General features: G+C 39.2%; 14 protein-coding genes. 6 read left to right on the forward strand and 8 right to left on the reverse strand.

Features of this window, described 5'->3' with window-relative positions; genetic code table 11:
- Positions 1-82 precede the first annotated feature (82 nt).
- Positions 83-364, forward strand: coding sequence for an ArsR/SmtB family transcription factor (locus VKY50_RS11095; RefSeq protein ID WP_324301833.1), 282 nt, complete (start codon positions 83-85; stop codon positions 362-364).
- A gap of 18 nt (positions 365-382) precedes the next feature.
- Here the strand turns inward: VKY50_RS11095 and VKY50_RS11100 are convergent, their stop codons facing one another.
- Complete coding sequence (locus VKY50_RS11100; protein ID WP_324301835.1) at positions 383-2,209, reverse strand: lysophospholipid acyltransferase family protein; 1,827 nt, start codon at positions 2,207-2,209, stop codon at positions 383-385.
- A 553-nt stretch (positions 2,210-2,762) separates the two neighbouring features.
- On the opposite strand from VKY50_RS11100, the gene VKY50_RS11105 reads away from it, so the two are divergent.
- Positions 2,763-3,479, forward strand: a complete 717-nt coding sequence (locus VKY50_RS11105) for a hypothetical protein (RefSeq protein WP_324301837.1) — start codon at positions 2,763-2,765, stop codon at positions 3,477-3,479.
- 109 nt (positions 3,480-3,588) lie between these two features.
- On the opposite strand, the gene VKY50_RS11110 is transcribed toward VKY50_RS11105, so the two are convergent.
- Positions 3,589-4,839: an aspartate kinase gene (locus VKY50_RS11110; RefSeq protein WP_324301839.1), complete on the reverse strand. Its 1,251-nt coding sequence runs from the start codon at positions 4,837-4,839 to the stop codon at positions 3,589-3,591.
- Positions 4,836-5,318 carry a GNAT family N-acetyltransferase gene (locus VKY50_RS11115; protein WP_324301841.1) on the reverse strand — a complete coding sequence of 161 codons (483 nt, stop codon included), beginning with the start codon at positions 5,316-5,318 and terminating at the stop codon, positions 4,836-4,838. Before VKY50_RS11115 ends, VKY50_RS11110 begins: the two co-directional genes overlap by 4 nt.
- Positions 5,319-5,431: 113 nt before the next feature.
- Here VKY50_RS11115 and fbp point away from each other — a divergent pair, with 113 nt between their 5' ends.
- Positions 5,432-6,439, forward strand: a complete 1,008-nt coding sequence (fbp, locus tag VKY50_RS11120; protein ID WP_324301844.1) for a class 1 fructose-bisphosphatase — start codon at positions 5,432-5,434, stop codon at positions 6,437-6,439.
- A gap of 65 nt (positions 6,440-6,504) precedes the next feature.
- On the opposite strand, the gene VKY50_RS11125 is transcribed toward fbp, so the two are convergent.
- On the reverse strand, positions 6,505-6,939 hold the full coding sequence (locus VKY50_RS11125; RefSeq protein ID WP_324301845.1) for a TerB family tellurite resistance protein: 435 nt from the start codon (positions 6,937-6,939) through the stop codon (positions 6,505-6,507).
- Positions 6,940-7,165: 226 nt separating this feature from the next.
- On the opposite strand from VKY50_RS11125, the gene dnaE reads away from it, so the two are divergent.
- Positions 7,166-11,548 carry a DNA polymerase III subunit alpha gene (gene dnaE / locus VKY50_RS11130; RefSeq protein WP_324301847.1) on the forward strand — a complete coding sequence of 1,461 codons (4,383 nt, stop codon included), beginning with the start codon at positions 7,166-7,168 and terminating at the stop codon, positions 11,546-11,548.
- 24 nt (positions 11,549-11,572) lie between these two features.
- Here the strand turns inward: dnaE and VKY50_RS11135 are convergent, their stop codons facing one another.
- The 4 genes from VKY50_RS11135 to VKY50_RS11150 all read right to left on the reverse strand — a co-directional run bounded on the left by VKY50_RS11135 (position 11,573) and on the right by VKY50_RS11150 (position 22,284).
- A complete protein-coding gene (locus VKY50_RS11135) occupies positions 11,573-13,222 on the reverse strand; it encodes a glycerol-3-phosphate dehydrogenase/oxidase (protein WP_324301849.1) in 1,650 nt (549 codons plus the stop codon).
- Positions 13,223-13,289: 67 nt separating this feature from the next.
- Positions 13,290-15,653, reverse strand: a complete 2,364-nt coding sequence (gene pbpC / locus VKY50_RS11140) for a penicillin-binding protein 1C (RefSeq protein WP_324301851.1) — start codon at positions 15,651-15,653, stop codon at positions 13,290-13,292.
- A 13-nt stretch (positions 15,654-15,666) separates the two neighbouring features.
- Positions 15,667-21,189: an alpha-2-macroglobulin family protein gene (locus VKY50_RS11145; RefSeq protein WP_324301853.1), complete on the reverse strand. Its 5,523-nt coding sequence runs from the start codon at positions 21,187-21,189 to the stop codon at positions 15,667-15,669.
- A 42-nt stretch (positions 21,190-21,231) separates the two neighbouring features.
- Entirely contained in the window at positions 21,232-22,284 is a 1,053-nt protein-coding gene (locus VKY50_RS11150; protein WP_324301855.1) for an isoaspartyl peptidase/L-asparaginase family protein, read from the reverse strand.
- A gap of 226 nt (positions 22,285-22,510) precedes the next feature.
- Here VKY50_RS11150 and VKY50_RS11155 point away from each other — a divergent pair, with 226 nt between their 5' ends.
- Positions 22,511-23,050: a 3-hydroxyanthranilate 3,4-dioxygenase gene (locus tag VKY50_RS11155; protein WP_324301858.1), complete on the forward strand. Its 540-nt coding sequence runs from the start codon at positions 22,511-22,513 to the stop codon at positions 23,048-23,050.
- A 163-nt stretch (positions 23,051-23,213) separates the two neighbouring features.
- Entirely contained in the window at positions 23,214-24,767 is a 1,554-nt protein-coding gene (gene amaB, locus VKY50_RS11160) for an L-piperidine-6-carboxylate dehydrogenase (protein ID WP_324301860.1), read from the forward strand.
- Positions 24,768-24,810 lie beyond the last annotated feature (43 nt).

Here is a 24,810-nt window from a genome sequence, read left to right on the forward strand (position 1 = left end):
AAAATAAAGCTATTTAACGCCCCCAAACGGCCACTTTGACATCATAGTATTTATGGGGTTTACAAAAATTGCAGCTCATACAATGGAGCAAAACGAATTATCAAAGACGTTTAAAGCCTTGGGGCATCCAGCTCGGATTGCAATTCTACAGTTTATAAGTTCAAATCCAGGCTGTATTTGCAATGACATGGTGAAGCAAATTGATCTTGCACAGGCAACGATTTCTCAGCATCTTGTCGAATTAAGAAAAACAGCTTTAATTACCAGTTCCCAACGAGGAAAGAAGGTTTGTTATACGATCAATATCGATAAGCTCTATGAGGTAAAACAACTCGTTGGTACCTTTTTACAGGAACCAAATTAAGAAGTTTATCAAATCCCATTAGGAGGAATCACTGTGGTTGTTTTTAAGCTCTTCTATATGCTTTCGTTCTAATTCAGCTTGAAATTCTTCCATTACTGGTTTTACAGTGCTCTCTGGAAGGTCTGCAATTTTAATATACATTAATCCATCGACTGAATTATTAAATAACGGATCCACGTTAAAGGCTACCACCTTTGCATTTTGTTTAATGTATTTTTTAATAAGTACAGGTAAGCGAAGGCTTCCAGGTTCCACTTCGTCGATTAAACGATCAAATTTATTCAGGTCTGCTGCGGTTTCATCAAAGACGAATTCTTTGTCTGCATCTTTTAATTTCACTTTAAATTCTTTCTTAGGACGTACGTACTGCGCCACATATGGATCCCAATAGTGGGATTTCATAAACTCTATCATTAGCGATTTAGAGAAGTTTGTAAATTGATTGCTTATACTTACGCCTCCGATGAGATATTTGTGTTCTGGGTGACGAAGAGTGGTATGTACAATACCTTTCCATAATAAGAATAAAGGCATTGGCTTTTGCTGGTACTCGCTTACGATAAAGGCACGTCCCATTTCTATAGATTCGCTCATCATCCGATAGAGCTCTGGTTCAAATTTGAATAGATCTTGCAGGTAGAAGCCATCGATACCTCGAGATTTAAATATATCTGATCCTAGCCCCATTCTGTACGCACCTACGATAGCCTTCTCCTTATTGTCCCATAGGAATAAATGGTGATAATATAAATCAAATTCGTCCAAGTCGATCGCACGATTAGTCCCTTCTCCTACTGCCCTAAAGGTGATTTCTCGCAATCGCCCTATTTCTCTTATGATATTGGGGATCTTTTGAGCGGTCGCCAAAAAGACCTCATAGTTTTTACTTTGGAATAGACGCAAGTCTTCTTCTCTGAGTTTGTCCACATCTTGCTCCATAAGAGTCTTATCTACTGGTGTTATGATCTCTTTAGGAGATCGAGGAAATTTTAAGCTAGTGGTTACTTTATCCAGTAGTCTATCCTGGTCATAGGAGTTGGATAGCATATAGGTTTTTCTTCTAAGAAAATCTGTAAACTCTGGGAGATTGTCAAATTCCTGTTGCGCTTCCACGCTAATTGGTCTTCCAATGCGCACTCTAATTACTCTATTTTTTTGATTGAGTAATTCAGAGGGTAATTTTGCAGTCCTTAACGTGTCACTAAAATTTGATAAACGGTAGAAAAGGTTGCTGTTTTTGGCATGAAAATATATGGGAACAACTGGTACCTCTGCCTTTTTAATAAGCTTCATTGCTGCAGGCTCCCAAGGTCGATCTACAACCAGTTTGCCTTCCTTATTGGTAGAGACTTCTCCAGCAGGAAAAATACCCAATGGATGTCCTTGCTGTAGATGGGTTAGTGCTTGTTTAAAACCACTTATACTGCTCTTGGCATCCTTCCGGGTTTCAAAAGGGTTTACTGGCAAGATATAGGGCTTTAAGGGTAGGATACGGTGAAGCAAAAAATTGGCTATTATTTTATAATCATTACGTTGCTCTAAAAGTAATTTTAGCAATAGTATCCCATCGATCCCACCTAGTGGATGATTGGATACCGTAATATAAGCACCATCTTTTGGAAGCCTTTTAAAATCCTCCACAGGGATTTCAAAATTAATTTCAAATTCTTCTAAAATGGAATTTAAAAAATGCAAGTCTTGTTTGTCCTTGTGTTTGTCATAGACCTTGTTGAGTGTAGATAGATTTAACACCTTCATTAAAAACCATCCACTTAAGGTTCCTAAGACGCCTAACTTATCGGTCTTAATCACCTTAGCGACTTCTTTTGCGCTTACCAATCCCATTTAGCATTGAATTATCATATACATACAAATATAGAAAAAGATTGATTGTAGTATTGTTGAATCTTAAGCATATCTAAATTTTCTGTTTTAACAAATTTACAACTGACTTTTTTCAATTAAAATCGCTTACTACCTAAAGGTTGAGAATTATGTAGACTATAAGTAACTCTAAAATAATTTTAACACACACTTTTATGGTCGAATTACCTAGGTGGATAAAGACCTATTATCAATAAAATTAATTTTGAAATTTGATCAAAATATAAAACGTTATTGTTTTTTTGTCGTGTAAAATAAGAAGAAGCAGTATTTTTGCATCCCCAATAAAATAAGTGGTTCTGAGCTGAAAGTGGAATGATCGACTAGAGGTAATTATTACCGACAAACAGCATTTCTTTCGATGCTTCATGCTATTATTTTGACTAATTTCCCCAACTACCGAACCTGAAAAGTTGGAATTTTTTGACGCGTTCATATGTAGGTAAAAATCTATACCCTATGCTTATTGTTTCTTGTGCTTTGTCTTAAAATCAATTAAACAATTTGTAAAAAAATGAAAAAAGTAATTTTAGTTTTAGCCTTTTTAATGACTTCTTGTAGTTCCGATTCTGATGCTCTAATACCTGATCAGGAAGTTGCAATGAAGGATATTACATTGAATTTGGATGTATTAATCGCTAGTGAATCCAGTCCCATCATGCAGCGAAGATCGACTTGTGATTTCCCAGAATTGTACCATCATAAAATCAGCAACACTTTTAACGTCTATTTTATTCCAACACAAGGGGGAGCGTCCTTTACATTCACCGATGTGAACGAAGGAAAATCTACCTTTTCAATTCCAGAAATTGAATACAGAGTGGTGGTAACCAACAGTGATAAAAAGTATAGAGGTGAACTTCCAATAACCTCTGATGTACTTTACTTATTTGGAGAAAGTACTGTTGACTTTAAAATGGTAGATACAGTAGATGTAGCGGTTACCAATGATTATGCAAGTATTATGGTGGTAAGCAATACCGCGATAACTCATGTTCCTGTTTTCGCTGGAGTCCCTCTTTCTCTTACAGGAGAATATTACAACATTTACGTTAGAAGTAATGATGGGCCAATTACGGGAACCCTTGGTATAAATGATTACAAAGAGAATTACGAAGGGACTTTTACGCCCAATGAGGTATATCGATTTATGATTTGTCCACAAGGGAGTGTCAATATTATTGTGGACTCCGATATCCTAACTAGAATTCATGACCAGATTATAGGGTGAATTAAACGTCCCCGCTGTAGTATTTACTAAGCAACTAAATATGAAAAGCCTAAATCGATCGAGTATCCCGTTGATTTAGGCTTTTTGATTTATGGTTCTGTTGTGCTTACTACTTCACGACCAGTTGCACTGTTTGTTGTGTTCTTTGCTCCACTAATACCTCTTTTCCATTTTGTAAAGAATGAATCGCTTGATCGTTAAAGTGTCTTATTGTATAAAGCGATACATCCTCGTAATGGGAGACTTTAAATTTTGATTTTAGCGTATTTAGCAAATCGTCTAACTGATTAAATTTGTTGTCAACACAAACAGAAAAACTTATTGCTGAATTTTGAATCAGATCCACTTTCATGCGATTTTCGCTGAATAATTTAAAAATCTCGCTAATATTTTCTTCCACTATAAAGGAAAAGTCTAAGGAAGATAGTTTCATCAGTACGAGGCCTTTTTTAACGATAAAACATGGGATTTTAGGAGAAATGCTTTCCCCTTTCATAACTACCGTTCCTTCAGCGGTTGGATTGGCAAATGACTTGACGTATAAGGGAATTTCTTTGCGCTGAAGTGGTTGTAGTGTTTTTGGGTGTATTACAGAAGCCCCGTAAAAAGCGAGCTCTATGGCTTCTCTGTAGGATATCTTGTTTAGTAATTCCGCGTTTTCAAAGTACCTAGGGTCAGCATTTAATACACCTGGAACATCCTTCCAGATGGTAACAGAATCAGCATTTAAGCAATACGCGAAAATTGCTGCGGTATAATCTGAACCTTCTCTACCTAGGGTGGTGGTGAAATTGTTATCGTCGCTACCTAAGAATCCTTGGGTGACATAGAGTTGATTCTTATCTACCTTGGCTGATATACATTGCTGGGTGCGTTCCCAGTCCACTGTGCCTTCTCGATAGTTGTCATTGGTTTTGATGCAATCTCTCACATCGAGCCAGCTATTTGTCATTCCACACTTATCCAAATAAGCACTAATGATACTAGTGGAAATTAATTCACCATAACCCACGACTTGATCATATACAAAACTGTATTTGGGAGACTTATTCCATGCTAAAAATCCTCGTACTTGCTCGAACAATTCATCTAACCTAGCGAAAATCGGGTGTTGTTTTGTTTCAAAAAGCGCTACAGCAATATTGTAGTGATAATCATAAATGGTATCAAAACTTTCTTGAAGTTTACTCTTGTCTTCAAAATAGTTCTTTACCACCAACTCCATAGCATTGGTTGTTTTGCCCATTGCCGAGACGACTAAAAGTGTATTTTGATGTCCAACAGTTTCTAGGACTTTAACTACATTTTTTATTCCAGATGCATCTTGAACAGAAGCTCCTCCAAATTTGAAAATTCTCATGAATTCTTGTCTATAAATTTTTTTATTCCGTTTTCGTCCATTTGAACGGTATCCCAATCGCTTAAAACCTGGGCTCCATTTTTCTTGTAAAATTCGACCGCTGTTTCATTCCAATTAAGAACGACCCATTCGATACGTCTCACACCTTGCTCAGCCCCATATTTAATCACCTCTTTGAACAGAGCGCTTCCTAGCCCAAGGCCTCGTTTGTTTTGACGAACGACCAAATCTTCTAAATGGAGGGTTCTCCCTTTCCATGTCGAATACCTCGGGTAGCATAGTGCAATACCATCTATTTGACCCTTTTTTTCGGCAACAAAGCATTTGAACAAAGGATGTTCAGAGAAACCATCTCTCTCCAAATCCTCCTTTGTGATTACTACAGCATCAGCTTCTTTTTCAAATTCAGCCAATTCTTGAATAAGCTCAAGAACTTGACTCATATCACTTTTTGTGGCTATGCGAATGGTGTATTTCATATCTGTTACAAATATAACTTAAAGTTAGAATACTATAAAAATGATTTTTAACGAAAACGTTGTAGTTTCACAAAAATACCGATATTTGTGTGCTTAAAAACTTAAAAAACATCATGACCAAAAAAAATCAAACTCTCGGGGAGTTTATTATTGAGAATCAAAAGGCCTTTCCTTATTCTACAGGGGAATTATCAAAATTAATTAATGCCATACGTCTGGCAGCTAAGGTAGTGAACTACGAGGTAAACAAGGCAGGGTTAGTCGATATTCTCGGCTCCAGTGGAGATATTAACGCTCAGGGTGAGGATCAACAGAAATTGGATGTTCTGGCCAATGAGAAATTTATACAATCCTTGACCAATAGAGAAATCGTCTGTGGGATCGCCTCCGAAGAGGAAGATGATTTTGTGGTCATAAATAGCCATGACAACAACCATCAAAACAAGTATGTGGTGCTTTTTGATCCTTTGGACGGCTCCAGTAATATTGATGTGAATGTTTCTGTTGGAACGATCTTCTCTGTATATCGCAGAATTACCCCTATTGGTACACCAGTGAGTATGGAGGATTTCTTACAGCCAGGCAGACAACAAGTAGCTGCTGGTTACGTGATTTACGGAACCTCAACCATGTTGGTTTATACCACAGGATGTGGAGTTAATGGATTTACCTTAAACCCGGCCATTGGGACCTTCTATTTATCACACCCCAATATGCAGTATCCTAAAGATGGAAGAATTTATTCGGTCAATGAAGGTAATTATGTGCACTTCCCAGAAGGGGTTAAAAAGTACATTAAATACTGCCAAGAAGAAGAAGGTGATCGGCCCTATACATCTCGATACATTGGGTCCTTGGTTTCTGATTTTCATAGAAACATGATCAAAGGAGGGATATTTATCTATCCTAAAAGTAGTTTGTCGAACAATGGTAAATTACGCTTGTTGTATGAGTGTAATCCGATGGCCTTTATTGCAGAACAAGCAGGAGGAAAGGCGAGCGATGGTTATCAGTCTATACTAGATGTGGTGCCCACAAGCCTACATCAGCGAATTCCATTTTTCTGTGGAAGTAAAAATATGGTAACTAAGGCAGAGGAGTTTATAGCAACATACAACTAACCACATAAAGAAATTCGATTTGATAAGGATTTGCTTTATGTGGCCAGGGTATGTCCACAGGCACTCTATGCTGGGACTAAACTTCTAATACCATCTGAAAAGGCTTCCAAATCAGCACCATCATGAATGAGTTCTAGCGCTTTTTTGGTAAGATCATTGACAATTTCTGATCGAAATCCGAGCCCGATTGCAAGTCTACGCATTATTCGCATTTCGTCTTCATCTTCGATATGATCCACATAAATCATACGTGCAATATCGTACAAACGATCTAATCTGGACTCATAAGAAATTGGAGGATTTATCGGGTAAGCGGTAGGGTTCTCCAATACCTTTAAATATAGCTCACTTGAGATGTCCAAGTTGTCAGCGAGGCGATCCAAAAAGGCTTTTTCCTCAGCATTAATTTCACCATCGGACAAGGCGACTCTCACTATAGCTGCAAAATGATCACGGTTTCTTTCTCTAAAACCTGGTGAATATAAATCTGAAATTGACATTGATAATAGGTTTTTGTGATCGACAAAGATAGTTAAACCAACAAATTAAACTATTTTTTTGTTGATTTAAAAACAGTTAAGATCAAGGATTTGTAAATTCGATTTTCATGGATTTGTCGTTGATAACTCTTTTTAGTTTCGGTTTCAAACTCCCTTTAAATTATGTATTTTTAAGTTTTTAAAGTCGTTACGACTAAGATCTTCAATACTAAATAGATAGCGTTATATGTACCTGATTTTTGATACAGAAACTACTGGATTGCCAAAGCGATGGGATGCCCCCATAAGCGATGTGGATAATTGGCCAAGAGCGGTTCAAATTGCATGGCAATTACACGATGACATGGGAGCTGTGATCGAGCATCAGGATTATCTCATTAGGCCTGAGGGTTTTAATATTCCATTTGATGCTGAAAAAATTCACGGAATTTCTACTGAACTTGCCCAAGAGCAAGGGGTTTCATTACAGGAAGTGCTAGAGAAGTTCTCTAAAGTACTCGAACAAACCAAATTTATTGTAGGTCAAAATGTTGGTTTTGATGTCAATATCATGGGGGCTGAATTTTATCGTTTAGGCATACCAAATGTGATGGAAAGCCTACCTGTACTAGATACCTGCACAGAGGTCACCGCTAGTATGTGTCAAATTCCTGGTGGTAGAGGAGGGAAGTTTAAATTACCAACTTTAACGGAATTGCATGAATTTCTGTTTCAAGAACCTTTTGCGGAGGCTCATAATGCTACAGCGGATGTGGAAGCCACATCACGTTGTTTTTTAGAGTTAATTCGTAAGCAAGTTTTCACTCGTGAAGAACTAGATGTTCCTGAGGACTATTTCAGAAACTTTAATTTGGCAAACCCTACGCCAATCCAACTTATAGGGTTAAAACATATTAACCTAAAAGAAGCCTCGGACAAGATTCGTAAGGAACTTGCCAAAGAATCCCCTGATGAAGCGTTATCCAAAGAAGAGCTTCATAAAAATATAAAAGATCTCCAGGGTGCAACCTTTGCACACCTACACAATTATACGCAGTTTTCCATACTGCAATCTACCGCTAGTATTTCGGATTTGGTCAAAGCAACTGCTGAGCATAAAATGCCTGCGGTTTCCATTACCGATATGAATAACATGATGGGAGCCTTCCATTTTGTGAAGGAAGTAGGCAATCACAATAAAGCTGCACTCGCCCAGAATAAGGCTGACCAGGAGGCTGGAATTCCACCATCGCAAGTACTGATTAAACCCATTGTAGGTTGTACTATCAATGTGTGTGAAAACCACTTGGATAAATCTGTAAAAGATAATGGATATCAAATTGTGATGTTGGCTAAAAATAAAAACGGCTATCACAATCTTGCCAAAATGTCCTCTATCGCCTATACAGAAGGATTTTACTATGTCCCTCGAATTGATAAAAAAGTGGTGGAGCAGTATAAGGAGGACATTATAGTACTCACTGGAAATCTCTATGGTGAAGTGCCTTCAAAGTTATTAAATGTAGGGGAGGTTCAGGCCGAAGAAGCGCTTTTATGGTGGAAAGAACAATTTGGTGAAGATCTTTACGTAGAGGTGATCCGTCATAATCAAGAGGACGAGGATCGCGTTAATGGAGATCTGATCAAATTAGCCCAAAAGCATGGTCTGAAACTTGTGGCCACTAATAACACTTATTATATCAGTAAAGAAGATGCCAATGCGCACGATATTCTTCTATGCGTAAAGGATGGGGAGAAAAAAAATACACCTATTGGAAGAGGACGTGGGTATCGTTATGGGTTGCCAAACCAAGAATATTATTATAAGAGCAGCCAGGAAATGAAGGCGATATTTAAGGATATTCCTGAGGCGATCTTCTCCATTCAAGAGATTATTGACAAGGTCGAACCTTATGAGTTGGCAAGAGATGTGCTGTTGCCTGCCTTTGATATTCCAGAACAATTCCAAGTTGAGGAGGATAAAATTGATGGTGGTAAAAGAGGTGAAAACAACTATTTAAAACACTTAACCTATCAAGGTGCCAAAAGAAGATATGCTGAAATAACCCCGGAGATTAAAGAACGATTGGACTTTGAACTTAGTGTGATTGAAAATACTGGTTATCCTGGTTACTTTTTAATAGTGCAAGACTTCATAGCAGCAGCACGTGAGATGGATGTGTCTGTTGGTCCAGGTCGTGGATCAGCTGCAGGATCCGCAGTAGCCTATTGCTTAGGAATTACCAATTTAGACCCCATTGAATACGACCTACTTTTTGAGCGGTTTCTAAATCCAGATCGTGTTTCCCTTCCCGATATTGATATTGACTTTGACGATGAAGGGCGCAGCAAAGTAATGGACTATGTGATCAAAAAGTACGGTGCAAATCAAGTAGCGCAAATTATCACTTATGGAACCATGGCAGCAAAATCATCCATTAGAGATACTGCTAGGGTTTTGGATCTACCGCTCCACGATGCCGATCGTATCGCCAAATTGATTCCCAATATGAAGTTGGGTAAAATATTTGGGATGGAGGATAGTAAGTTAAAAGAAAGTCTTCGGGCTGAAGAACTTGAAAAGGTTTTTGAACTAAAGAACATTTCTGAAGGGGATGACCTAGAGGCACAAACAGTAAATCAGGCAAGAGTCCTTGAAGGTTCTCTTCGAAATACTGGAATCCATGCCTGTGGGGTCATTATTACTCCTGATGATATTACCAAATTTGTACCAGTATCCATCGCTAAGGATTCTGACTTATATGTTACGCAGTTTGACAACTCTGTGGTGGAAAGTGCAGGACTTTTAAAGATGGACTTCTTAGGGTTAAAAACCTTGACACTTATAAAAGACACTGTCAAATTAGTAAAGTTCAAACATGGAATTGATTTAAATCCAGATGAATTTCCTTTAGACGATCAGAAAACCTATGAATTGTTTCAAGCGGGTGAAACTGTTGGGATATTCCAATATGAATCTGCTGGAATGCAAAAACATATGAAGGATCTCAAACCTACAGTTTTTGCTGACTTAATTGCGATGAACGCTTTATATCGTCCTGGGCCGTTAGAATACATTCCGAGTTTTATTCGCAGAAAGCACGGAGATGAGCCAATTGTATACGACTTGCCAGCCATGGAGGAGTACCTTGATGAGACCTACGGAATTACAGTATATCAGGAGCAGGTGATGTTACTTTCTCAAAAATTGGCGGGTTTTACTAAGGGGGAAGCGGATATGCTTCGTAAGGCGATGGGTAAAAAGATATTTGCCCTCTTGGAGCAATTAAAACCAAAGTTCCTCGATGGAGGAGAAGCAAAAGGACATCCACGAAACGTTTTAGAAAAAATTTGGAAAGATTGGGAAGCCTTTGCTAGTTATGCCTTTAATAAGTCACACTCGACTTGTTATGCGTGGATTGGCTACCAGACCGCTTACCTTAAAGCAAATTACCCAGCAGAGTACATGGCCGCCGTACTTTCTAACAATATGAATGACATCAAACAGGTGACCTTTTTCTTAGAAGAATGTAAGCGCATGGGAATTCAAGTGTTGGGTCCTGATGTAAATGAATCGTTCTATAAGTTTACTGTAAATGATATTGGAGCAATTCGATTTGGTATGGGAGCTGTGAAAGGAGTTGGAAAGGCTGCAGTAGAAACCATTGTGAATTGTAGAAAGGATGGGAAATATAGATCTGTATTTGATTTAGCCAAACGCATTGATCTACGTGCAGCCAATAAAAAAGCTTTTGAAAACCTTGCTTTAGCTGGCGGATTTGATTCGTTCTCTGCCACCCATAGAGCGCAGTATTTTCATCATGAAGGGGATGGCGTTTCTTTTTTAGAAAAGGCGTTGAAATATGGTGCCAAATATCAAGAAAGTAAAAATTCAGCCCAGGTGAGTCTATTTGGGGAATCCAGTGATGTTCAAATCCCAGAACCCGAGGTTCCACCTTGTGAAACATGGGGAACCATGGAGAAGCTCAGACGTGAAAAAGAGGTTGTGGGAATTTACATCTCTGGTCATCCATTGGACGATTTTAAAACCGAAATATCCGTATTTTGTAATGGACATATTGGTTTGTTCAACCACTTGGAGGACATGGTCAATAAAGAGATTTCGTTTGCTGGTGTTATTTCAGATGTGCAACACCGAACCTCTAAGAATGGAAAAGGTTGGGCATTATTTACCGTGGAGGACTACAATGACTCCTATGAGTTTAGAATCTTTGGGGAGGAATATCTTAAATTCCGCCATTTCTTAATGCTCAATTCCTTTATTTACATTAAGGTATTTATTCGTGAGGGATGGGTTAATCGAGATACCGGTAAAAAGGGAGATCCAAGGATGCAGTTTAACAGTATGGAGCAATTACAGGATGTCCTGGAGAAGTACGCTAGAAAATTAACGATCCATCTAAAACTAAATGAATTAGAAGAGGAGCGAATTAGAAATTTAAAAGAGCTACTCTCCTATCATAGCGGTGATCGCACTTTGAATTTTGTAGTGCATGAAAAGGAGCATAAAATCAAATTAACCATGCCATCGAGAAAGCAAAAGGTCCACATATCCAATGAACTCTTAACTGAACTAAAGCATCAAAAATTGGTTTATAAATTAAATTAAATGCAGACTCATTTGTTTTTTCAATCAGTGAAGTTCACTGTTATTAATTGCTTTTAGTAGTTTTAATTGCTCCTTTTTCACTTGTGAATCACTGGCCTTAAAGTAGTGCTTATAAGCCTCCAGGATAGTATCTAGATGATCTTTTAGGCTTTGGATATCGAAAAATAAACGACCTGTTCTACGTATGAAAAAATCAGAAGGGTTAGCGATCATTTCATAGTCTGCACAAAACTGAAACTCCGCTAGAATTAGTTTTTTGTAGATGTCTTTTTCACTTAAGGTTTCAAAGATTTTTAAGATCTCTTTGGTTTGCTTGCCATAGGTGGTCACTAGAAACCAAGCATCATGCCGCGTAAACCCTAAAGGAGCAATAAGTTGATATATTTCTTTAATGTACTGTGTAACTTCACTGTAATTTCCCCAAGGGCCACCACTTATTTTGATGGTGTCTGTATGGCAATTTTTAAGAGTATTCCGCTTTTGTTTATCCAAACGGTCAATCACTTTATCAAGCGCCCGCTCCGCCATTTTTCGATACCCAGTGAGCTTCCCCCCAGCAATACTTACAAGATCTGTGGGAGAAACAAAGATCTCATCTTTCCGAGAGAGTTCTGAAGGGGATTTACCTTCTTGTTGAATTAACGGCCTAAGACCAGCCCAAGAGGAGACCACATCTTCTAAGGTGAGATTTACCTTAGGAAACATATGATTTACCGCCTCAATTAAATAAATGGCATCTACGACCTCGGTACGCACCTCTTCTTTATTCTCGTTGTAAAGTGTATCGGTAGTACCTACATAGGTTATTTTTCCTCTTGGGATGGCAAATATCATTCTGCCATCGGGCACGTCAAAGTAAATAGATTGTGTAACAGGGAGTTTTTCATGTGGAAAAACCAGATGTACTCCCTTGGTTAACTGTAGAGTATCTCCCTGAACGCTCTTATTTAGACGTCTAATATCATCAACCCATGGTCCCGTAGCATTGATAATGTGCGCAGCATCGATGCAATAATGTTCATTAAGTAAATGGTCGAAGACCTTCACCCCTTTTACCATATTTTCCTTGTAAAGGAACGCTTCTACCTCGGTGTAATTTATGGCAGTAGCACCGTAATTAAGAGCAGTTTTAATTACCTCCAGAGTTAACCTAGCATCATCCGTTCTGTATTCAGCGTAGTATCCGGCTCCTTTTAGAATTTTCTTGGGTAACAATGGTTCTTTTTTCAGAGCCTGTTTCTTGTCTAACATTTGACGTTGATCTTCCCCTTCGACATTGGCTAAAATATCATAAATTTTAAGCCCAATGGAGGTCAGCCATTTTCCATAGGAGCCTTTTTCCACTAGCGGGAGTAACATTTTTTCTGGCTGTACTAAATGAGGTGCAAGTTTGTGAACAATGGCTCGCTCGGTCCCTACTTCTTTAACTAGCCAAAAGTCAAATTGCTTTAAATAACGCAACCCCCCATGGATAAGTTTAGTGGATTTACTACTGGTGCCAGAGGAATAATCTCCTTTTTCAATTAGAAGTGTTTTTAATCCTCTTGATGCAGCGTCTAAAAGAATTCCAGCACCTGTGATTCCGCCTCCAATGACGATAAGATCGTAGGTGTCGTTACGAATTTTTTTGTTGATTTCTTGTCTGTTGCGGTTGGAAAAAGTGTTAATTTTCATTGGGAATTTCATTTCTATACCACCTATGAAGGTACGATATTAATATGGATTTTTACAGTTAGTTCAATTAATGTGTTCTTTGAATTTCAACAACAATGCTTTGCTGATTTCCATAGGTGTCAACTAGTGTAATGCGGTGGATGCCTTCGCTTGGTAATATGGCCATTTCATGAAATCGCTTGGTTTGTCCTATAAAATGATCATCTAAATACCAATAAAGGGTGGACTGGGGATCTGAATGCGCAATTTTGCAGATAAGCTCATTGGTGTTGCCATCGAATCCTTTTGTGAGTACAATCTTACTTTGATCTTTGGGATAGATAAATTCGAATGGCATGATGGATTCACCAGGCTTACAATCTGCTCTTAGCGGAGGTAAGTTTTTATAATATGGATTAGATGATTTGTAATAATAGGCCATTAGAGAAGGTAGAACAAACCATGGCGTAGTAATCATTTTCTCCATCGGATAGCAGGAGGAATTTACCTGAAATTGTTTTTTAGCATCTAGGTGAACTAAGCGATGGTATGGACATACTTTAAAACGGATTCCAGCTTTTGGTACTGAGGTGGTCTCCAAAGGGCAAATAGGAGAAGCCAAATAACCACTGTTAGCACATACAGAGACTTCCGTTAGTGCATCAAAAGGCGTATCAAACCATGGGGTAAGAGGGAGGGTATTAAAAACATCAAACATCAGTGGGGCAGCACTTCCCACACCTGTTGTCATCGGTCTTCCTTCCCCGTCGGCATTACCTACCCAGACACCAACGAGGTAGGTGGAAGTTACTCCAATAGCCCAGGCGTCTCGGTTCCCAAAACTTGTGCCTGTTTTCCAAGCCACTGGTTGTGCATCCTTGTAATATATCCAAGCCTGCTCTCCCTCTGGTCGGTTTACTTCTTTTAATGCTTCCAGTGTTTGAAAAAAGCTTCCAGCATCAAATAAGGGAGGTTGCATACTTCGGTGGCCAAAATCGGCTTTTTCTCCTTTTAATATAATGGGGTCAATAAATTCATTGTCGTAATATTCACTGGATGTTTGTGTGTAATGATTCACTGTGGAGGCCATTCCAGCATAGGCCTTACATAGGTCCCAAAGACTACTTTCCGCTCCACCGAGTATAAGGGACAATCCGTAATAATTTGCCGGCTTATCAATATAATCTTGTTGTAGTTTCTTAAGTTGAGTATGAAATTTATCCAAGCCGTAAGACTGCAATAATCGCACCGATGGAACATTTAAGGATTGTATTAAAGCTCTTCTGGCACTCACGGCACCTGCGTATTGTTGGCTGTAATTCTCGGGTCGATATCCAGCGATTTGTGTCGGAACATCGGCCACTAATGTCTCGGGTAAAAGGGTGCCGTTGTCTAGCATGGCTGCATACAGAAATGGTTTTAATAAGCTTCCTGTGCTTCTGGGGGCTACGATGATATCCACATCCTTTTCATTAGCACTGCTTGTTGGGCTATTTCCAATATAGGCTAATACTTCCCTAGTTGGAATATCCATGACCAGGACCGCGGTATTGTGCACCCCATTTTGCTTTAGATTGTTATGATGTCTTTTGACCAAATTATTCACCTGAAGTTGTAATTGATAATCGATCGTTGTGGTGATTTTATGACCTTTATTTTTCAGAGCTACCTCTTGTAATAAATGCGGTGCATGATGGGGCAGGGAAAACGGTTTGTCAGGAAGGGGTTCGGTTAGAGCGAGTTGATAGGTGAGTGAATCTATTTTTTGATTCTTTAATAGTTTGGTAAGCAAAAAGTCCCTTTTCGCTCGAAGTGCTGATTTATTTCTTCCAGGGTAGATTAGAGCAGGGGCATTGGGTAATACCGCTAGGGTAGCACTTTCTGCCCATGAGAGTTGATCCGGAGATAGGCCAAAATATCGCCAAGAGGCCATTTCCAAACCTACGACATTACCACCAAAGGGAGCATGAGAGGCATACAAGTTTAATATTTCTTCCTTGGTATATCGGAGTTCTGCGCGGGTAGCTAAAAGGAGTTCAATCCCTTTTTCAAAATAAGTCCGTCGTTTCCCTTCTCTAGAGAGTCGAATAACTTGCTGGGTTAAGGTGCTCCCTCCTCGAACAATCTTACCGGCTTTTATATTACTCCAAAACGCCTTGAAAATTGAAATAGGATTGTAACCGGTATGGTAATAAAAGTAAGCATCCTCAAATTCTAAAATACAGGTTTTAAATTTATTTGGAACACTATCAATTTTTGGAAAACGCCATTGCTGGTCTTCCGCGATTCTAGCACTTAGTAAGTTGCCTTCGCGACTTTGAATTACAGTAGCGCTGGGCACCGAAAACAGGGTGTTGGGCAAACAAAAATAGTAGGCTGTGATCAACACTACCACCCCTATTATTACAATGCCATTATGTTTGCTAATGCCTCTAATCCCTGTATACTTCACCCTTGGTTTAATCTTATTGTGTGACCGCTACCCACATGCCATTTGTTCTGGCTAGATAATTATTGTCATACATAGCTTGGCACTGAATCCCAGGCAGGTAATACCTACCCAAATAAGAAGCATTGAGTAACAATCGAAATGTTTTGCTCTCATGCCCCTTTAAGTCGAAAAAGAAGCTACAGCGATCATCTCGAAGGTCGGTATGAGTGACATCGTTTTCTTTAAAGTTACCAAAGTCCGTAAAACGGGTATTTACAATTTCCCAACCACTTGGTATGAGCTGCGTGAGTGCAAGATTGTCAATGTCATCTCCTTGGGTATTTGTGATGGTAATCTCAGAAACAAAGTTTGTTCCCTGATTTAGCTCAGAAACATTCAATGCCTCCCCGTTTCTGCCCTTATAAACGACACTCGATTTTAAGTTTCTTGAAATCGGTTTTTCTGAGCCAACTTCTAATTTTCCGCTGGTAATTAATCGGACAAAAACAGTGTTATCTCCCTGGTTATTTATCCGGATATTATACGCACCTTCGGAGATTGCAAGCGCACGATGGGCTAAAGATTTTTTCGTTGAAATAGACTCACTTTTCCCGTTAAGAGAATAGGAAAGGCTCATGGCTTTCCCACCGATATAACTGGCAAACTTTGACATGGCAAGTAAACTATAGGCTGTGGTTTGCGTACTCATCCACTGGTCAGACTCCAATGCCTTGGCAATGGACTGAGCTAAGGCTAATGCCTGTTCCTTTTTATCGAGCAGCACTAATGTTTCCAATCCCATAGCCATATTTCGTTCCTTTGATCCATAGGTGTAATAGTCGTAATTAACCCCATGGTAACTAATATTGGCGTTTTCAAAAATAGTACTTGCCACTTGCGCCTGACCGATAAGGGCGTAGGCTGCAGCAAGTCTTAATTTTGCATAGTTTGATATTTGAGGGGTTTCTCTGAGTCTATTCATAGAAGAGACATCGGCCTGACCCGCTAAAGCTAAGGTATACAAACGATAGGCCTGAGCAAGGGAAGAACCATTGTGTGAAGATCTCCAAGCTTTTGCACGTTGTTGTTGGTATTGTATCCATTTGGTCTTGAATCCAATGGGCATCACATATCCTAATTTTTCAGCCTCCAGTAAGAAATGACCCGCATAGGAAGTACTCCAATCATTGGCATAGGACTGACCTGGCCAATATGAAAACCCTCCACCCACTAATTGGAATCGGCCAAGACGCTCAATGGCTTTTTCTACATTTTGTTGAATGTCTTTTTTTCTATCAAAGGTCAAGTCAAAAATGCCCTCCAAATACAGTTGGGGAAAAGCAGCTGAGGTAATTTGCTCGATGCAACCATAAGGATATCGTATCAAATATTGTAAACGATTCGTAAAATCCATTGGCGGTAAAGTAGAGAACTCGATCGCTGCAGAGTTGCTACCACTGATTCCGAAAGTTTTAAAATTTAAGACGGATTCCTGATTCCCCTCTAAGGTTAGTGGGGTAACCTGGGTTGTGATTGGATTGGGATTGATAACATCAAGCTCAATATCATAGCTAGCCTTTTGATTTTCCGACTGGGCAAGAACTTCAATTTGGCCAATTCCTGAGATTTGATTAACCTGAAGTTCAAAGAAAACCATTTTCTCATCCGGTTGATCAAATTGTACGGTTTTCTGCGGCTGTCCTATAATTTCAAAATGTGAATTTTCTTTTAATTTTACGGTAACATTTTTAACCGATGGTTCCATTGCAAATACCGTTACTGGTACAGTTACGCGTTCTTTTGGAGTTATTTTTCTAGGGGCAGAGGCCAACACCATAAGGGGTTTTTTCACTGGTGTAGTTTTCTCTGCCATCCCATACGCATTTTTATCAACGTTTCCTGCAATGACCATAGTGCGAACAGAACCGATGTATTTTGGCACATGTATCTGGTGGCTGTTTTTCTCTCCTTGACCCAATTGGAATGGTCCTAAAAACGTAACCATTGGTTTAAATCGATTGGCTTTTTTGGTACCTGCTGCCGAGGCCATGCCATCACCGCCAATACTGAACACCTGGTCAATACGTCCTCCGAACGCACCTACGATTTGATCATACACATCCCAAGTCTTTACCCCAAGGGCCTCTCTGGCAAAGAAATCATCCCATGGATTGGGTGTTTTAAAATTGGTGAGATCCAATAATCCTTCATCAACTACCGCCACGGTATAGGTCATTGGTTTGGAATTCTTTTCGGAAACTTCGATGGTGAAATGACCCTCTGGTTCTAATTGATCAGGCATAACAATACTGGGCTGTAGGATAGTTTCCGGGTTTGTAACTTTTATCGGGATCACACCATACATACGAATTGGTGCGTCATTTTCACTTTTTGCATGTGGCTGAATTAAAGAAATATGAATATAGACATTTGGGGCATATTTTCTTTGGATCGGCAACTGAAATTTAGTTTCTCCTTGTTGTGTTAATACCCATAAAGACTCTAAGACTTCGTTGCCGTTCTCAATGGTAACAAGCGCGCGACCACCCAGGGATGAGGGAAAGGTCACTAAGGCTTCTTGACCTACTGTATAGGACTCCTTATCTGCGGAGAATACAAGCATAGTTGCCGCTTCTGAATCCTGATTTTTGGATTTTCCTGCCCAGCCTGGCCAATCAATATAAACCGTTTCTGCGGTCGAATGCATCCCTTTTTTATCTTCAACTCGTACTAAATACCGCCCCCATTCTGGATATCTGATGTTAAATTTAAAAGATGCTTTTCCATTGGAATTTGTGCTTACCGTGGTGCTATATACTTTTTCTTGGTAGTTACTACTGTTGAAAGTAGATAAGTTTTCCTCGGAGGTATCCCACCACCATCTCCAGTTGACTTTATATACACTGACTTCTAAATCTTCAACAGCTTCTGGTTCACCAGCGGCGTTTAATGTAACGATGTCAAAATTGTGATCTTGATCGGTCACTAACATATTTCTTTGATCACCCTCTGGAACCTTTAATCCGACAAAAGTCTGGTAAGGCGAATAGGTAACCGAAGTGACATCGGTACTAAAATCACCACCGTTCTCATAAACTTTTGTAATAAAGGTGGCTTGTAATTGCCCTGGTGCTTTGCCTTTTAATTCTGGACTAAGGCTAAAGCTTGCCTTTCCCTGCGTGTTAACCGTACCATTGAAAATAACTAAGTCTTGCGAATTAAAGGAAGAGGTAGGATCGTCAAATACATAATTTGGAAAATCGTCAAAACGGGTAGTTGTTTTTGAAAATCGAACATTAATGTCACTTTTTAAATTCTTGGCAACGGCTCCGTGTAACCAATTCACCTGAAGCGCTCCTGTTATGGGTTGCTCTGAGCTTAGAATTTCTTGATCAAAACTAGTCTTTATTTTTAGACGATTGGGTTTAATAGTCTCTACTTTAATACGCTTGCTAAAAGTTGCGCCACCAATTTTAACCTTTGCCAAGTAAGTGCCAGTGGTAGCCTCGGGGTTGGTCGGTGTAGAAAAATTATAGAAACCGCCTAGGCCATCAATAAGGGTCTTTTTAGCGACCACTTTGCCATAAGGGTCTGATAATTCAAACAATACAGGATGTTGTGATGGAATAGGACTTTTGGTATCGTTTAGAATGAAGTTTAAGTGGATGGTATCTCCAGGACGCCATACACCTCTTTCCCCATAAATAAATCCTTTGATCCCTTTTTGTAGTTCAACACCTGAGACGTCAAACTTACTAATGGAAAGGGCATTTCCATCGTTGAGTTTGATATAAGTCTTTTGATTATCATTTTCAGCAATTGCAAAATATGCAGGGGATGGAGAATCAAATACAGCGGTACCGCTTTGATCCGTGGTGATGCTTCCTATAGGTTGTTGCTGGTAGTTGTAAAAAGTTATTTTGGCTCCAGGGAGTGGCTCAGTGGATACGATATGGTTCACAGCGACAAAATAGGATTCATTCTTGCCTTTTTTTACTGTTAGTGCAAGATCACTTGCAATAATATTTGTGGAAGCTTCCTTGTTATAGTAGTATGAATTAGTACATGGGTCATCCCTATCATTCCAATTGTAGTCATAGTCATAATTGTCGTAATAGTACGAATCATCTGTAGGATCCCATTGTTTGGAATCCAGCAAGTCTTGTTTAAAATTGTCAAAATTATTTAACGTAAAAGTTTCGCTATTCTCCTGACAAGTATAGGCGCTGTATTTTTTATCAAAAGAAAATTCTACGCGATATATTGCACCCGGATCAGGACTAATGATCTCGCGAAGATCCAAGGCATAAGCTTTCCAATCCCCAGAATTATCCGTTAAATTACTTTGGAGTTGAATGGCTTTTTTTGCGATGGGGCGACCGACATTTCTAAGGCTTCCTGATTGGTTTAGATCAGAATTTTGAAGAAATTGTAGGATGTTGTCCTGGTAAATTTTAATGACCGTAACATCTACTGCCTTGAGGTTTACAGCTTCAAAATTGATCTTTAAATTACTGGAGCTCGGAAGGATATTCCCGCTGCTCAGGAGACGTACTTGTGGTTTTAATTGCTCAAAAGCCACCTTTTCTTCAAGGATGCTTCTTAATGGATTACCCTGAGTGTTGAGGATTCCTTCAAATACAGTTAGATCAGAAACACCTGTGATTTTTTGGTCGGGATAGACCTTTAAAACATTGCCTTCTATGATAAAAGACAAATTGTTGGCCCCTTGTAAACTTACGAGTCCATCTATATTTTGATTCTTTTTAAGAGGATCTGAAAAATTAATTTCTAAGTATTGATCTTCTCCCCCAAAGGTGGTTATATCTACAATGGTAAAATTAGATTTGCCAGGGATCGTTACCCAAGCTTCGCCTTTGTCTTGTATGTTATAACTAGAACCATCCCATTTTATAAGTATTTCCGAGTCTTCTTCAAGGCGTTGAATGCTATCGATGGTGAAGGGGATTTGCGTACCCTCTTTTATAGATTCATTAAATTTAATCGATAGGGAGCTTCCATTTTGAGAAGCACTTACGAGTGATTTGGCTGTATTTAGATCCATAACATCACTACTTCTTACTACCCCTTGAAGGTATTGCCAATCTTTGTCATAAGATTGAAGATGTTCAGTAGTTATATTAAATTGTTGTTTTATAGTTTTTACTTTGAAAGTAAAGGTCTTATAATCAGAATCAATCGTGTCTATGATTGCCTTTAGGTCAAGGGTAAAACTATATTCCGTATCTTGTTTGAAGCCATTATCAGGAATAAAAGCAATACTCTGATTGTTCAGTGCCACCACCTTACCTTGGGTTTTTGGTGAAACCTTTAAAATGTCATCTTCTAAAATTTGATTGGTCTGAAGTGTTGAGGCTGGATTTCTAAATACCACAAGTACATCTGACTGAGAGGATATAACACCACTGGTGACATTGGAGATGTATTGCCGAAATTTATATAGATTTTCTCGCTGCTCTTGGGCGACATTCTTTTTGTCTTTACATCCTACAAGTGCTATTGCAAGTACAATAAACAGTATTTTTTTAATAGACATTTCGTTGGTTTTTAAGTTGAAACTGGGAATTTTTGATTTGATTTATTGATCCTCACCATACAATTTAATGGATAGCGTACCTGTTGTGTCGATACTTGCTCTAAACATGCCAGGGGTATTAAATACCATCGCTATATTCCCCTTTTGGTCAATGCCGATAATGCCACCATCGCCTCCCATTTCTGGTAATTTTTTGTGAATCACTCTCTGTGCTGCACTATGTAAACTTAGGTTCGAATATTCCATCATCGCAGCGATGTCATAGGCGATCACACCACGAATAAAGTATTCCCCCCATCCGGTGGCCGATATTGCGCAAGTGTTGTTATTTGCATAAGTGCCAGCCCCAATTATAGGGGAATCCCCTATACGTCCCCATCGTTTATTGTTCATGCCGCCTGTGGAGGTTCCTGCAGCAATATTTCCTTCTTTATCCAGCGCAACGCAGCCAACAGTTCCAAATTTGTCTTCCTTGGCATAAGGATCGTAAAAACTAGTTTCTAAAGAATTTTCCCTCTGTTGGGCACGCTCTAAAGCCTTCATTCGACTCTCGGTGTAGAAATGCTCAGGGTCTACTAGGGTGACACCAACGTGCTTGGCAAAATCTTCAGCTCCTTCTCTTGCAAGCATAACATGCTCGGATTGCTCCATCACAGCTCGTGCTAGAGTGATAGGATTTTTTACAGTGGTTACACCGGCAACGCCCCCTGCATTTTTGGTTTTACCTTCCATTATCGAAGCATCAAGTTCGTTGGTACCATTGCTGGTAAAGACAGCCCCTTTTCCAGCATTAAATAGTGGAGAATCTTCTAAAATTCTTATACAAGCCTCTACAGCATCTAAACTAGTTCCACCATCTTCAAGGATTTTATACCCCTTGCGAACGGATTGTTCTAAAACAGTTTTATAAGCCAGTTCCATGGAGTCAGAAATGTTTTCTTTATAAATAGTCCCTGCGCCACCATGGATCGCTATGGCAAATGGTTGCTTTTCTGCTTGGATTTGGGGTGATTCAGTAGCATCGGATGCGTTGTTTCCTTCAGTGCAGGCATACATAAGAAAGCTGATGCAGATGAAAAGGATACTTTTTTTCATTGGATAAATAGCATGGTTTAAAAGGTTAAGATACTAAATTATACAGTTTTAAAAGGAGTAATGCATTAAAAAATAAAATTTTGAAACACTGTGTAGATGGCCAAGGCTTTAAGGAAGCTTAAATGTGTTGCGTTTTCGCTTTTAAAGGCGTGATTTGATTATAAAAGACAACTTATTTTAATACTTATGGGAAGATGATTAACTTTAGATTTTAAAAATAAATACTATGGCGATCAAACCTCCTTTTAATTTGCAGCGTTGGCTAGAAGAAAATAGAGACTTATTAAAACCACCTGTCGGAAATAAAAATCTTTACCAGGATGCTGGTGATTATATCGTGATGGTCGTTGCGGGTCCGAATGCGAGAAAGGATTATCATTATAATGAGACAGAAGAATTGTTTTATCAGTTGGAAGGAAATATAAGGGTGCACATACAAGAAGATGGAAAAAAGAGAACCATGGAACTTGGCCCTGGAGATATGTACCTTCATCCAGCCAGAGTACCTCATAGCCCAGAACGAGATGAAGGATCGATAGGTTTAGTAATTGAGCGCAAACGAATGGATCTTGATATTGAGGACGGTTTAATTTGGTACTGCGATAATTGCAATCATAAACTACACGAGGTCTATTTCCCACTCCATAATATTGAGAAGGATTTTTTAAAGCACTTCAAGGCCTTCTATAGAGATGAAGCGCTTCGAAGCTGTGACCAATGCGGATCGGTCATGCCAGTGGATCCTCGTTTTATTTCTGAGGATTAATCGATTGTTTTTTCTCTAGCACCGATCCCCTTATAGCGGATCGAACTTATGCTTTGATTATTGGAATAAAAAGACTATTTCTAGTTATTCCCTTGAATGATTTTGTGAAAGAATCCTTATATTGGTTTAAAATACAACAAATTGAACTAAAAAAGTTATAAAAATGACTATTCAAACAAAAGAATCCGCTTACCAAAAAATTCTAGAAAAGCTTGGCATAGCGGGAGAAAATAAAGGAAGTTCAACTGGAATTCAGTGGTTTTCAAGCGGAGAATGGATTGATGTTCTATCTCCAGTTGATGGAAAACAGATAGCCAAAATTCAGACCTCTAGCCAGGACGATTATAATAAGGTAATTGAAACGGCCGCTGCCGCCTTTGAGCAGTGGAAGAAAGTTCCAGCCCCCCAACGTGGAGAAATTGTGCGTCAATTCGCCGATAAGCTTCGAGCCAATAAAACGGCCTTAGGGGAATTGGTTTCCTATGAAATGGGAAAATCCTTTCAAGAGGGACTGGGAGAGGTTCAGGAGATGATTGATATTTGTGATTTTGCAGTTGGTCTTTCTAGACAATTACACGGGTTGACCATGCATTCTGAGCGGCCAGGCCATCGCATGTATGAGCAATGGCATCCTTTGGGAATAGTCGGGATAATTTCTGCTTTTAATTTTCCAGTAGCGGTTTGGTCCTGGAATGCTGCACTAGCCCTTGTATGCGGAGATGTCTGCATCTGGAAACCTTCTGAAAAAACGCCTCTTACTGCCGTAGGTTGTCAAAAATTATTAGCGCAAGTTTTAAATGACAACAATCTTCCTGAAGGGATATCTTGTTTAGTTACTGGGGATGCTCGGGTAGGTGAACTAATTAGTAAAGATACACGTATCCCATTGGTATCTGCAACAGGATCCACTAGAATGGGGAAAATTGTGGCCCAGACCGTGGCTAGTAGATTAGGAAAATCACTTCTGGAGCTCGGTGGAAACAATGCCATTATTGTTACTCCAGATGCCGATATTAAAATGACTGTTATTGGTGCCGTATTTGGGGCGGTAGGAACTTGTGGTCAACGTTGTACCTCCACTAGAAGACTAATTGTCCACCAGAAGGTTTACGATCAAGTGAAAGATGCCTTAGTGGAAGCCTATGCACAATTGAAGATCGGTGATCCTTTAGACCAGTCGAATCACGTAGGACCTTTAATAGATGTAGATGCAGTGAATACATACCTCCACGCCCTAGAAAAAGTGAAAGCACAAGGAGGAGTAATACTGACCGATAGTGGGAAACTTAATGGACCAGGGTACCAAAGCGGATGTTATGTAAAACCGGTCGTAGTGGAAGCTTCTAATGATTTTGATATTGTACAACAAGAAACCTTTGCTCCCATTTTATATCTTATAAAATACGATGGCGATCTTGAGAATGCTATTGCTATGCAAAATGGTGTTGCTCAAGGTCTTTCTTCGGCTATTATGACCAATAACCTTCGAGAAGCGGAGCTGTTCTTATCCAATCAGGGATCTGATTGTGGTATTGCCAATGTGAACATTGGAACCAGTGGAGCTGAAATTGGAGGCGCATTTGGTGGCGAAAAAGAAACTGGTGGGGGACGTGAGAGTGGATCTGATGCATGGAAGGTTTATATGCGAAGACAAACCAATACGATTAATTATACCACTACCATACCACTTGCGCAAGGAATCAAATTTGATTTGTAATTAATATAAGGTGCTATAAAATCAAAAATGCTGTAAAAAAAGG

Source organism: Galbibacter sp. (assembly GCF_035306585.1).
Lineage (GTDB): Bacteria > Bacteroidota > Bacteroidia > Flavobacteriales > Flavobacteriaceae > Galbibacter.